General features: G+C 39.5%; 14 protein-coding genes. 8 read left to right on the top strand and 6 right to left on the bottom strand.

Going from position 1 to position 12651, the window contains the following annotated elements; translation table 11 throughout:
- The first annotated feature begins 17 nt into the window (after positions 1-17).
- A complete protein-coding gene (locus PTUN_RS09250) occupies positions 18-719 on the top strand; it encodes a DUF445 family protein (RefSeq protein WP_040644259.1) in 702 nt (233 codons plus the stop codon).
- Between the two features lie 67 nt (positions 720-786).
- Here PTUN_RS09250 and PTUN_RS09245 read toward each other — a convergent pair whose 3' ends face one another.
- The 4 genes from PTUN_RS09245 to cobT all read right to left on the bottom strand — a co-directional run bounded on the left by PTUN_RS09245 (position 787) and on the right by cobT (position 3674).
- Complete coding sequence (locus PTUN_RS09245; protein ID WP_009839985.1) at positions 787-1140, bottom strand: DUF3718 domain-containing protein; 354 nt, start codon at positions 1138-1140, stop codon at positions 787-789.
- A 170-nt stretch (positions 1141-1310) separates the two neighbouring features.
- Positions 1311-1907: a cob(I)yrinic acid a,c-diamide adenosyltransferase gene (gene cobO, locus PTUN_RS09240; protein WP_009839984.1), complete on the bottom strand. Its 597-nt coding sequence runs from the start codon at positions 1905-1907 to the stop codon at positions 1311-1313.
- A complete protein-coding gene (locus PTUN_RS09235) occupies positions 1897-2679 on the bottom strand; it encodes an adenosylcobinamide-GDP ribazoletransferase (protein ID WP_415906961.1) in 783 nt (260 codons plus the stop codon). Before PTUN_RS09235 ends, cobO begins: the two co-directional genes overlap by 11 nt.
- Positions 2679-3674 carry a nicotinate-nucleotide--dimethylbenzimidazole phosphoribosyltransferase gene (cobT, locus tag PTUN_RS09230; protein WP_009839982.1) on the bottom strand — a complete coding sequence of 332 codons (996 nt, stop codon included), beginning with the start codon at positions 3672-3674 and terminating at the stop codon, positions 2679-2681. Before cobT ends, PTUN_RS09235 begins: the two co-directional genes overlap by 1 nt.
- A gap of 147 nt (positions 3675-3821) precedes the next feature.
- Here cobT and cobU point away from each other — a divergent pair, with 147 nt between their 5' ends.
- The 4 genes from cobU to PTUN_RS09210 all read left to right on the top strand — a co-directional run bounded on the left by cobU (position 3822) and on the right by PTUN_RS09210 (position 7760).
- Positions 3822-4391, top strand: coding sequence for a bifunctional adenosylcobinamide kinase/adenosylcobinamide-phosphate guanylyltransferase (gene cobU / locus PTUN_RS09225; protein ID WP_009839981.1), 570 nt, complete (start codon positions 3822-3824; stop codon positions 4389-4391).
- Positions 4388-4981: a histidine phosphatase family protein gene (locus PTUN_RS09220; protein WP_009839980.1), complete on the top strand. Its 594-nt coding sequence runs from the start codon at positions 4388-4390 to the stop codon at positions 4979-4981. Before cobU ends, PTUN_RS09220 begins: the two co-directional genes overlap by 4 nt.
- Before the next feature lie 118 nt (positions 4982-5099).
- The gene (locus tag PTUN_RS09215; protein ID WP_009839979.1) at positions 5100-6482 is read left to right on the top strand and encodes an amidohydrolase; all 1383 of its coding nucleotides are present in this window, start codon (positions 5100-5102) and stop codon (positions 6480-6482) included.
- 12 nt (positions 6483-6494) lie between these two features.
- On the top strand, positions 6495-7760 hold the full coding sequence (locus PTUN_RS09210; RefSeq protein ID WP_009839978.1) for an amidohydrolase family protein: 1266 nt from the start codon (positions 6495-6497) through the stop codon (positions 7758-7760).
- Positions 7761-7947: 187 nt separating this feature from the next.
- On the opposite strand, the gene PTUN_RS09205 is transcribed toward PTUN_RS09210, so the two are convergent.
- Together PTUN_RS09205 and PTUN_RS09200 are read right to left on the bottom strand one after the other, a co-directional pair.
- Complete coding sequence (locus tag PTUN_RS09205; RefSeq protein WP_009839976.1) at positions 7948-8400, bottom strand: DUF3010 family protein; 453 nt, start codon at positions 8398-8400, stop codon at positions 7948-7950.
- 68 nt (positions 8401-8468) lie between these two features.
- On the bottom strand, positions 8469-9461 hold the full coding sequence (locus PTUN_RS09200; RefSeq protein ID WP_009839975.1) for an endonuclease/exonuclease/phosphatase family protein: 993 nt from the start codon (positions 9459-9461) through the stop codon (positions 8469-8471).
- 257 nt (positions 9462-9718) lie between these two features.
- On the opposite strand from PTUN_RS09200, the gene thrS reads away from it, so the two are divergent.
- The 3 genes from thrS (at position 9719) to rpmI (ending at position 12641) form a co-directional block, all read left to right on the top strand.
- Complete coding sequence (gene thrS, locus PTUN_RS09195) at positions 9719-11629, top strand: threonine--tRNA ligase (RefSeq protein ID WP_009839974.1); 1911 nt, start codon at positions 9719-9721, stop codon at positions 11627-11629.
- Positions 11630-11686: 57 nt separating this feature from the next.
- Complete coding sequence (gene infC, locus PTUN_RS09190; protein WP_009839973.1) at positions 11687-12253, top strand: translation initiation factor IF-3; 567 nt, start codon at positions 11687-11689, stop codon at positions 12251-12253.
- Positions 12254-12440: 187 nt separating this feature from the next.
- Positions 12441-12641, top strand: a complete 201-nt coding sequence (gene rpmI, locus PTUN_RS09185; RefSeq protein WP_009839972.1) for a 50S ribosomal protein L35 — start codon at positions 12441-12443, stop codon at positions 12639-12641.
- The last annotated feature ends 10 nt before the right edge of the window (positions 12642-12651 follow it).

The following is a 12651-nucleotide window of genomic DNA, read 5'->3' as shown; positions in this document are numbered from 1 at the left end:
TGATGTTGGGAGAGCATGTGAATAAAAGTTTAGTAACTAATTTGGTTACATTATTGTTAGTTTTATGCGGATATGTATTTAATCAAGCTTTATTATTTTCTGTCGGATTATTTGCGTTATCGGGTGCTTTTACAAATTGGCTTGCGGTGCATATGTTGTTTGAAAAAGTCCCTCTCTTATATGGTTCAGGTGTGATCCCGGCAAAATTTGAAGAGTTTAAAGCAGCGATAAAAACCCTGATTATGGAGCAGTTTTTTACTGAAGAAAATATCAATAAGTTTATGTCAGAACAAAATGGTCACGCTCATCATTTTGAATTAACACCCATTATTGAGCAAGTTGACTTAAGCCCTGCGTTTGATTCTTTGGTCGATGTAGTGCAAAACTCCCAATTTGGTGGCATGTTGGCGATGTTTGGTGGCACCGAAGCACTTGAGCCAATGAAACAGCCGTTTGTGGAGAAAATGAAAGCTTCAATGATTGAAATAACGCAAACGGATGACTTTAATGAGTTACTCAAAGCACAAATTGCAAAACCTCAAGTTATTGGTGAGTTACAGCATAAAGTCGCAACCATTATTGATGCACGCTTACTCGAATTAACTCCTCAAATGGTAAAAGAAATGGTGCAGCAGATGATAAAAGCACACTTAGGCTGGTTAGTGGTCTGGGGTGGGGTATTTGGCGGTTTATTTGGTTTAGTAGCAAACATGATTTAATAAATTAAAATCATAAAAAACCGCTCGAACTATGAGCGGTTTTTGAATTGTGTAGCATCACAAAATATTAGCGTGAACCTGCAATAACCACCGAATCTCCTGCTGTCATTGTAATATCTTTAATATAGGTACTTGATACATTCTCATATTTTAGATAATGACCCGTTTTATTTAACTCATAGACCCTTGCAAAAACTGCAAGTGGAGTATCATTACAACGAATATATTGATTTGCCGATTTTCGACTCATAGATTGCTCTTTTAGTGCAACAATAAGCGCAATAGGTCGATTACTTGCTGTTGCCATACAAATACGTGTTTCTTTAGAGTTGTTGGCGGCGATAAATCGATCTGCAGCGGCTTGAGCATTAAGGCTCACTAAAAAAGAGCACGCAGCGACGACTAAGAGAGACTTTTTCATGACGATTCATCCATAGGTGAGTAACCATTAAAGTATGAATGATTTGATATTCGACGATGTTAACAAAAAGCAACAATGTGTAAGTAAGTGTGCAATTCGACACATCTCTATTTAACGTTTTGTTTCGTTTAACTATTGATGTGTCGAGTAATTTAAATTGGACGCTATTTTTACCAATCAACGCCTTTGAGGGCTTTGACACCAGAATCAAATGCATGTTTTACATTTCTGACCTCTGATACGGTATCTGCCATTTCGGTTAATTCACGATGCGCAGCACGCCCTGTAACAACCACGCTTTGCATGAAGGGGCGATTTCGCAGCGCCGTTAATACGCGCTCAAGTGGCACATAATCATAAGTGATCATGTAAGTTAGCTCGTCGAGTAAGACTAAATCAAGGCTTTCGTCTTGTAGCATTTGTTCACATTTTTCCCAAATAGCTAATGCTGCTTCGGTATCTGCAATGCGGTCTTGCGTATTCCAGGTAAATCCGGTACCCATTACATGAAATTCAACGCCATTTTTTTCAAGGAGTGCGCGTTCACCGCATTCCCAATTGCCTTTAATAAATTGCGCCACAGCACATTTTAAACCATGACCAACACCACGGGCGACAGTACCAAAACCTGAAGTCGATTTTCCTTTACCATTACCAGTTATTACAATCATCAAACCTTTTACTGTTTGTGCATTGGCGATTTTAGTATCGACAGCTTGTTTTAGTTTTTCTTGGCGTTCTTTGTGGCGTGTTTCTTTATCTGACATCGGGAGTTCCTAATAAAATAATAAGGGTGAGGTAACCGAGCAATTCACTTGTTTGTTGGGCAAAACCCAAGCAGTCACCGGTGTAACCGTCTAAATGGTGTTCAAACCATTTGATTAATATGCTGCGTAGTACAACTAAAATTAGGATTAAGATCACTAAATTGCTTATGGTTAAATAAACAAAAGTGCTTAAAGCGAGTATAAGTGCGGTACTTATCAGTAAAATAAGTAATGAAGTCAGGCTCATACTATTAGCTAACGGTTTGGTTTTACTGATTAAATCGGCACTGGCATAGTGTGCTGAAAATATGATACTACTGGCAAGGGTGCGACTTAAGGTGTGCATTAGAATTAAAGCAATAGCAGGATCTGCCAGTTCATTCAGTAATAAAAACTTTAATAGCAGGGCACTGAAAAGCCCTAGACTGCCATAAGTACCCACTCGGGAATCTTTCATGATTTCAAGTTTGCGTATTTTGGTATAACCACCACCAAAACCATCGCATACATCAGCTAGGCCATCTTCGTGAAAACCACCCGTTAAGTAAAAACCAACCACCATACTCAATAAAATCGCAATTTCTTGGCTTAATACTAAATGTGCGGTCAAAAATACTGCCGCGCATAACAAGCCAATCAGCGCTCCAACCAGAGCAAAATAACGGCTGGCCTTATTGAGCTTTTCTGGACTAAAGTCAACGATTCCAATAGGTATGCGAGTTAAAAAACCAAGCGCGATTAAAAATATAGACCATTGATTACGCAGGCTTATCACAGCTCAATTCCAACCTCAGTAAAACTGGCCATGTCATTAAAAAAGCTGGCCGCAGCAAGTACTAAAGGTAATGCAAGCGCAGCACCTGTTCCTTCGCCTAATCGTAAGCCTAAATCTAATAGTGGTTCAGCATTAATTGAGCGCAACATTTTTTGGTGGGCTTGTTCCATCGAGCAATGGGCAAAGACCATGTTTTCTTGGCATTTTGGATTAATTTTTATCGCAATCAATGCCGCTGCGGTGACAATAAAGCCATCAATCAGCAGAATCATATTATGTTTAAACCCCGCCAAAATGGCAGCCACCAAATGCGAAATTTCAAAGCCACCAAGTTCAAGTAACAGTTGCTCTGGTGTCAGGTCTGCAAGATTCGTTAGGCGGGCAAGGGCGCACTCTATTAGTTTAAGTTTGGCTTCAAGTTGGCTTGAATTAATGCCAGTGCCAGCGCCAATCGTCTGTGAGGCTGGCAGTTTCAAAAGTGCTGCGCACAATGCCGCGGCTGGCGAAGTATTGCCAATGCCCATTTCGCCAAATCCTAATAGGTTAGTGCCTTGTCTGGCAAGTTGAGCGATAAAATCATCACAAAATGAAAATGCTTGGTCGAGCTGTAGCTTATCCATTGCAGGCGCTTTGCTAATGTCACCAGTGCACTGACCTAAACGGCTTTTGATTAATGAAGGGTGGGTGATATCGGTTAAAATACCACAGTCAATCACCTTAAGTTGCCAACCTAAAGTACGGGCAAAACAATTAATGGCAGCCCCCCCATTTAAAAAATTATTTACCATCAGCGTTGTAACAGCACTAGGTGCAATGCTGATATTATGTGCTGCAATACCATGATCACCGGCAAAAACGAGCATTTGAGGCTGGGTAATGGCTATTTTTTCAGAGCTTTGGATGGTAGCCAATTGCAATGCAAGCTGCTCTAATTTACCCAAAGAACCTAAAGGCTTGGTTTTATGATTAATAATGTCTTGAAAGGTTTGCATGATGACGGCTCATATTAAAGATGGGCTATTGTAAGTAAAACGCTGCTTTGTTACCAGTTTTAACACTAAAACGAGTAGCAAATTAATAACTAAGACTTTGTTTTATCTGCAGCTTTGTTATGCTTACCAAAAATTTAGGAGTGTGGTTTGAAGCATTTAATTATAGGCGGCGTACGCTCTGGCAAAAGTCGATATGCAGAGTGTTTAGCCTCGTTATCGAGCAAACCCGTGCTTTATCTTGCCACGGCAGAGCCAATTGATGCAGAAATGCAAGCGCGGATTGCCCATCATCAAGCTCATCGACCTTCAACCTGGCCAACCATTGAAGCCCCACTGAAGCTTGAACCTATTTTACTTAACCCAAACTATCAACAACACCTTATTTTAATTGATTGTATGACGCTGTGGTTAAACAACTGGTTATATTATTTATCACGAGAATACAAAGGTTTAGAAGCTATTGTTTTAAGTGAATCCGAATATGTCAACAATTCATTTCAACAAGTAAAAAGCGATTTTTTAGGGGCTTTAAAGAACACTCAAGCAGATGTTGTATTAGTGAGTAATGAAGTTGGTTTTTCAATTACGCCAGAAAATGCGTTGGCGCGGCAATTTTGTGATCAGCAAGGCTGGCTCAATCAAGCGATAGCCGAGCAGTGCGAGCAGGTGAGTGCGGTAATGGCAGGTTTACCGTTATTGTTAAAGGGAAAAGTATGAGCCAGATCTTTTTGTTACGCCATGGTGAGGTACAAGGAGGTAAAAAACTACGGGGTAAAACCGATGAACCTTTAACGTCAAAAGGTTGGCAGCAAATGCACCATGCTTTAATAAACATGCAATTTGACCGTGTTATTAGCTCACCATTGTTACGTTGCGCGGAGTTTGCCACTGAATATGCTCATTTACAGCAATTACCGATAAAAATCACAACCGATTTAGCTGAAATAGACTTTGGTGATTGGGATGGCCTCACTTATGAAGCGTTATTCGCTGAACCAAACAGTGCTGCAGAGCGTTATTTTTCAGACCCTTATTCTCACACTATTCCCAATGGTGAAAGCATGGCAGATTTTGCAACAAGAGTTGAAAATGTAATTGAGTTAATCGCCAAACGCTATAAAGAACAACGTGTTTTAGTGGTGACTCATGGAGGTGTTATTCGTCACTTTTTAACACATTTACTTGGTTTTAATCAGGCCCAAATCGGTGCTAAATATTTACCGATTGAAATAGGGCATGGTGCATTAATTAAGCTCGCTTGTTACCAAAGTGACTCCAGTAACCCTCAGTTTTGCTGGCAAATTTAATAAATTAAATAAAAGTTAAATTTTCAGCTTTATTCTTTGTGATTTTGCCGCCAAAGCATCGCAATCTTAAAAATAGTTCGCTAAAGTGTTTTTAACTATAAAAAGGAGAACAATAACAATGCGACATTTTGCCCCATCGGTAATGATGATTGCACTTAGTGCAGCACTTGTTGGCTGTAATGAGTCAGGTCCTCAAGATCCTAAAGTTTCAATCGCTAAAAACCCATACCCAAGCACTTACAAAGTATTACCAAGTTCAACGACTTTAATTCAAAATGCCACCGTTCTAACTGGAACAGGTGAGCGTTTAGATGACGCTGATGTACTTGTTGTTGATGGAAAAATTAGTAAAGTCGGTAAAGATTTAACGGCTGAAGGTGCCACCGTTATTGATGCCAAAGGTAAATGGGTAACACCAGGCATTATCGATGTTCATTCACATCTTGGCGCTTATCCAAATCCAGGAGTTGAGTCTCATCAAGATGGCAACGAAATGACTAATCCTGTGACAGCCGAAGTATGGGTTGAACACTCAGTATGGCCACAAGACCCAGGCTTTAATACTGCACGTGCCGGTGGGATCACTACGCTACAAATTCTCCCAGGTTCTGCTAATTTAATTGGTGGCCGCGGTGTGACGCTTAAAAATGTGCCTGCACATACCATGCAAGCAATGAAATTTCCTGATGCGCCGTATGGCTTAAAAATGGCGTGTGGTGAAAATCCAAAACGTGTTTATGGTAGCCGTAAAGAAGCGCCATCAACACGTATGGGTAACATGGCAGGTTATCGTCACGCCTTTATTGAAGCGACAGAATACAAACGTGCTTGGGAAAAATACGAGCGTGATTACGCCGCTGGTAAAAACCCACAAGCACCAGAGCGAGATTTAATGCTTGATACGCTAAAAGGCGTATTAGATGGCGAAGTGATGATCCACAATCATTGTTATAAAGCTGAAGAAATGGCAATGATGATTGATTTATCTAAAGAGTTTGGTTATCACGCCGGTACATTCCATCATGGTATTGAAGCATACAAAATTGCCGATATGCTTGCTGAAAACAAAAACTGTGCTGCGCTTTGGCCAGACTGGTGGGGCTTTAAAATGGAAGCCTACGACATGGTGCATGAAAACATTGCTATTGTTGATGCGGTTAAAAATTCATGTGCCATTGTGCACTCAGACTCAGATACCACTATTCAACGCTTAAACCAAGAAGCAGGCAAAGCGATGGCGAGCGGAAATAACAAAGGTTTTGCGATTAAAGAACAAGATGCCATTAAATGGATTACAGCGAACCCTGCTAAGTCATTAGGTATTTTAGATAAAACAGGTACGCTAGAGCCAGGTAAACAAGCCGATGTTGTTATTTGGAATCAAAGCCCATTCAGTGTTTACGCCCATGCTGAGCAAGTATTTGTTGACGGTGCAAAAGTATTTGATCGTTTCGATGACAAATATCAAGCAAAAAGTGATTTCATGTTAGGGCAACGCTAAGGAGATATAATGATGAAAGTATTTAAAAAATCGATGCTTGCGGCTGCTTTATTAACGGGTTTTTCAGCTTATGCTGCACCCATTGCGATTACCAATGCAACAGTTTACACCGCCAATGAGCAAGGCATTTTAAAGAATGCAACCGTGGTGATGGATGAAGGTAAAATTATTGCAATTAATCCAGAATCTCACAATGCAACACAAGTTATTGATGCTAATGGGCGTATTTTAAGTCCAGGTATCATCAGTACAATGAATCAACTTGGTTTAGTTGAAGTAGGTGCGGTTGCTGCATCACGTGATGCAGGTGATAAAAAAGCAGACATCACATTTGATGCCAGCCTTGCATACAATCCACGTAGTTCACTTATTGCTTATGCACGTAAAGGTGGGATCACCCGTGATTTAGTTATCCCAACGGGCGGAGAGGATATTTTTGCAGGTCTTGGTTTTGTTGTTGATTTAAGCGGTGAGTTTGATAGCGTTTTAACTAAAGAAGCTGCTGTTGTGGTTAGCTTAGGTGAACGTAGCAGTGGTTCACGTGCATATTCCCTGCAAACTTTAATTGATACCCTAGATGGCCAAGTTAAAAAGTTAGCAAAAGCAGAGAAAGCCAGCAAGAAAACAAAAAAAGACGACAAAGCTGACAAAGAAGATAAAGAGCCATCTAAATCTGAAAAACTACTCACAGCCGTGCTTAAAGGTGAAAAACCTTTAGTTGTTTATGTATCAAGAGCTGCGGATATGCTTGAACTGATTAAAGTTAAACAACAATTTAACGTTAATATGGTTTTCGTCGGAGCACATGATGCAACCTTAATTAAACAGCAATTAGTTGATGCTAAAGTGCCAGTGGTATTAAGTGTTGTTGCTAATTTACCAGGTAGCTTTGATTCACTTCATTCATCGTTAACCACAGCGGGTGAACTTGAAAAAGCGGGTGCTAAGGTATTGTTAACGATAGGCGGAGATGCAAGTCATAACATGTATCAACTTCGTTATGATACAGGCATCGCAGTCGCCAATGGCATGTCGGCACAAGGTGCTTTAAAAGCAATTACTGCTAATGTTGCAGAAGTCTTTGGTATCAATGCTGGTGAAGTTGCAGTTGGAAAAGCCGCTGATTTAGTACTTTGGAGCGCAGACCCATTTGAGTTAAGTTCAAAAGTAGACCAAATGTGGATTGGTGGTAAAGAATACACCACCGAATCTCGTCAAGATAAACTTGCTGAGCGTTATATCAAACAATCAGCGATGCCACGCGCGTACACTAAGTAAAAACTAGTTACGTCAACAACCGCTTAAGTTCACATGCTTAAGCGGTTTTTTTATATCCTTAATTTAACCGCAATACAGCAAAATCTAGCTCATCAGGCAGCAATGTTCACAATGAGCGGGCTAGTGAATAAGATAAAGGGATTAAAAAAGGCCGTTAAGGCCTTTTTAGTTTGATTTAACTCAATGATTAGATTTCATTTTTTGGACGAGGATAGGTTTGTTCCATAATTTCAACATAAGCAGATATAAAAGCGTGCTCTTGAAACTTTTTTAAGCCTGTTGATTCAAAATCAATTGGTAGAGGGTTACGTTTTAATTGCTCTTTAATATCATTGGCTGAAAGCAAGACTACACGAACGTTATTGATGAGCTGTATTGCAGCTTCCATTTTAAAACCAACAGCACTGCCAGAAAATTTTCCTGTGTGCGGGCGCTGCTTGATTGCAACTGTATCTATTTGATAATCTTCAAGTAATTTTTTGAAATCAAATTGGAATTTATGTAGCTGTTCAGCATCGTTAGAATTAGATAAGGTAAAGCGAGTTTGACGGATATCTCGAATATCAAACACGTCCTCTTCTTTGCTTAATAAACATAAAAGAACTTCACTTCCCTTAATCTCAACACCACATGTTCTCATTATCTGTTCCGGTAAACTAAAAATTTTTTTTATTATATCATCGAAAAGTTTACGCTGTAGTGAAGTTTTTATTTTTTAGTAATATCGATATAAATAAAAGCGTGATCACTGCTTAGTTTTTGCTCCAAACCTGATGTATTGAGTATGTGTTGGTCAATAGCATTAAACTCAACAGAAAAAGGGGATTGAGGTAAAAGTAAAGGCGTTGAAAGCAAAATGTAATCAAGTACTTTTCCTTGATTTTGATAATAATGTGTCCCTGCGCGATGCTGCTCACTCCCTTGATAGGAATCAGTTACACCAAACGATGGAGTTTGGGCTAAACCATCACTGATAACTTGATTGAAGATAAAACCTAAACCATCACTAGTGATTTGGTCATTAAAATCTCCCATGATTAAAGTACAGTGCTCACCTTCGGTCTGGCTTTTGATTACATCTTGATAGATAAGGGCTAATTCAAGGCTCCGCTGCATGTCGCTGTGATAACGCCCAAGCGTTGCATTGAGCAAGGCACTTGCGATTGGCTGCTCTTTAAAGGCGACGTCGGTATAGCTTGATAATGATGTTGGACGTTTTGATTTTAAATGTACGATATAAAAAGTAGCTGCGCCAAGTACAGGAATTAAGATTTTAGCTTTAATCGGTTCACGATTAAATTGAAAATCAATCGGTAAATTAAAAGCCGCTAATAACTGAGTATCAGGCTTTAATACTGTAATGGTTTCGATTGGATAAAGAGATGCCAATGCGACCACAGGTTTAATAAATAAAAAAGGGTCATCTTCTGCAAGTACTGGATTACTCACAGTTGAAAAAAAAGGTAAACCACAAGACTGACAAATACGCGCTAGCTCATCAGGGCTAAATACTTCTTGAAAACCAATAATAGCTGGCTGAACGTGTTTTAACTGTGATGACAGCCAGAGACACTTTTCTTGCCATTGTTGGGCTGAATAATGCTCATCGGGATGGTAAAAGCTAAAAGGTGGTTTGGCAAAGTTGTACAAGTTTAAGCTTGCTATGCGTAACGATGATTGCAAGGAAGAAGGTGGAGTCATTAGCATTACTTTTTTGATTGGATACCAAAGTATGGAAACGAATAGCAATATGTCAAAATTGTCATACTTTTATCGAGGGATTAATCCTTGTAATTACGAGGTAAAACAGACAAAATGCTACCTTGTAGTTTTTTTGAAACTACCCATGCAGCCAAATGCTTACTCGTAAAAGTGTTTTATGCGTTGTATCTCTTTTTTATAAATTATTAACTACACGTGATGCATTGTAGGGATCACCACTGTAGAAAGGAAAAAACATGCCAGTTATTACTCTTCCAGACGGTAGTCAACGTCAATTTGAACATGCTGTGTCAGTGATGGATGTTGCTTTAGACATTGGTCCTGGTCTTGCTAAAGCAACGATTGCAGGGCGGATCAATGGCGTACGCGTTGATGCGTGTCAATTGATTACAGAAGATAGCCGCTTAGAAATTATTACCGCCAAAGATGATGATGGATTAGAAATTATTCGTCACTCATGTGCGCATTTGTTAGGTCATGCAATTAAACAGCTTTATCCAGATGTGAAAATGGCGATTGGACCAACAATTGATAATGGTTTTTACTATGACATTGATATGGAACATTCGTTAACGCAAGATGATTTAGAAGCGCTTGAAAAACAAATGCTTAAACTTGCTAAAACCCATTATGATGTTGTAAAAAAGGTAGTGACCTGGCAAGAAGCTCGCGATGTTTTTGCAGCGCGTGGCGAACAATATAAAATTGAAATCTTAGATGAAAACATCAGTCGAGATGATACTCCTGGTTTATATCATCATGAAGAATATGTCGACATGTGTCGTGGCCCTCATGTGCCAAATATGAAGTTCTGTGAACACTTCAAAATAATGAAGGTTGCAGGCGCTTATTGGCGTGGTGATTCAGAAAACAAAATGCTGCAACGTGTTTATGGCACCGCTTGGGCAGATAAAAAACAACTTGCTGCTTATTTAAAGCGCCTTGAAGAAGCCGAAAAACGTGATCATCGTAAAATTGGTAAAGCCCTTGATTTATGGCACTGGCAGGAAGAAGCGCCAGGCATGGTGTTTTGGCACAATGACGGTTGGAGCATTTATCGCGAACTTGAAGACTTCGTCCGTGAGAAGTTACGTGAATATAAATACGAAGAAGTAAAAGGCCCATTAATGATGGACCGTTCATTATGGGAAAAATCAGGTCACTGGGATAAATACGCTGATGCGATGTTTACTACTGTGTCTGAAAAGCGCGAATATGCAATCAAGCCAATGAACTGCCCAGGTCATGTTCAAATCTTCAATCAAGGCTTAAAGTCGTATCGTGATTTACCATTGCGTATGGCTGAGTTCGGTTGTTGTCATCGTAATGAACCATCAGGTGCGTTACATGGTTTAATGCGCGTTCGTGGCTTTACTCAGGACGATGCTCATATTTTCTGTACAGAAGAGCAGGTGATGGATGAAGTGTCAGCCTGTATCAAAATGGTTTACGATACCTATGAAACATTTGGATTTGAAAAAATCGTTGTGAAGTTATCGACACGTCCAGAAAACCGTATTGGTGATGATGCAACGTGGGATCAATCAGAAAAAGCACTAGCAGAGGCGCTTACACACAATGGTATTGAGTTTGATTATTTACCAGGTGAAGGTGCATTTTATGGTCCGAAAATTGAGTTCACGTTATACGATTGTTTAGATCGTGCATGGCAATGTGGTACAGTTCAGCTAGATTTCGCTTTACCAGGGCGTTTAGGTGCAACTTACGTTGCTGAAAATAATGAACGCCGTACACCAGTGATGATCCATCGTGCTATCTTAGGTTCAATTGAACGTTTCATTGGTATTTTGACCGAAGAGTATGCAGGCTTATTTCCAACATGGTTAGCGCCAAAACAAGTTGTGGTAATGAATATTACCGATAAACAAGCCGATTATTGTCATAATATTGTCGAAAAGTTAAATAAACTTGGATTTAGAGCCTGTGCTGACTTGAGAAATGAGAAGATTGGCTTTAAAATCAGGGAGCATACTTTAAAGCGTATTCCTTACTTATTAGTTGTTGGCGATAAAGAAGTAGAACAAGAAGAAGTTGCCGTTCGTACACGTACTGGTGATGACTTAGGAAAATTTAAAGTTGATGATTTCATCGCTAAATTGTCTGATGAAATTAAAAATAGAATTTAATAGTGTAAAGCGCGCGATTTATGTACAATAGCGCGCTTTATTTTAATTTAGTATCTTTTGGAGGAACGCATCATTAGAGGCGGAAAAAAGGGTCCACAAACGGCTCAAAAAAATCAGAATCGGATCAATGACGAGATCACTTGTAAAGAAGTCAGACTGATTGGTATCGAAGGTGAGCAAGCAGGTATTGTTTTACTTCGTGAAGCACAAGCCATGGCTGAAGAAGCAGGCGTTGATTTAGTAGAAATTAGCCCAAATGCTGAACCACCAGTTTGTAAGTTGATGGACTACGGCAAGTTCCTTTTCGAAAAGAGCAAAGAACAAAAAGAGCAAAAGAAGAAACAAAAGCAGATCCAAATTAAGGAAATTAAATTCCGACCTGGAACTGATGATGGTGATTACAACGTGAAATTACGTAGCTTACGTAAATTCTTAGAAGCTGGCGACAAAGCCAAAATCACCGTAAGATTTCGTGGTCGCGAAATGGCGCACCAAGAAATCGGTATTACTCTTTTAAACCGAATTAAAACTGATTTAGAAGATGTTTCATCTTTAGAATCTTTCCCAAGTCGAGTTGAAGGTCGCCAAATGGTGATGATGTTAGCTCCGATTGCGAAAAAATAAGTCAGTAAAGAATTTAGAGTTAGGTAACCAAGCATTGGCTTTAAGTCATTCACCTAGCTTTAACCGGCATTAAGTAGTGTGTTATCGCACTCGCCGGACTTGGTAGTAAGCTAGGCCAATAAAGTGTCAATGAAAATTGTCCGCCTACTTACTTAATATTAATGCAATATTCAATGGAGTTATTGCAATGGCCTATAAATTAAAAAGCCACCGTGGCGCTGCAAAGCGTTTCAAGAAAACTGCTTCAGGCGGTTTTAAGCGTAAACAATCGCATCTTCGTCATATCCTGACTAAGAAATCTTCTAAGCGTAAGTTAGCCTTGCGTTCTAAGACTATGGTTCATAAGAACGATATTGGTCTTGTTTCACGTATGTTACCATTCGCATAATAGAGGTTTT

Source organism: Pseudoalteromonas tunicata (genome assembly GCF_002310815.1).
Lineage (GTDB): Bacteria > Pseudomonadota > Gammaproteobacteria > Enterobacterales > Alteromonadaceae > Pseudoalteromonas > Pseudoalteromonas tunicata.
This window is presented reverse-complemented; position numbering and strand designations above follow the sequence as displayed.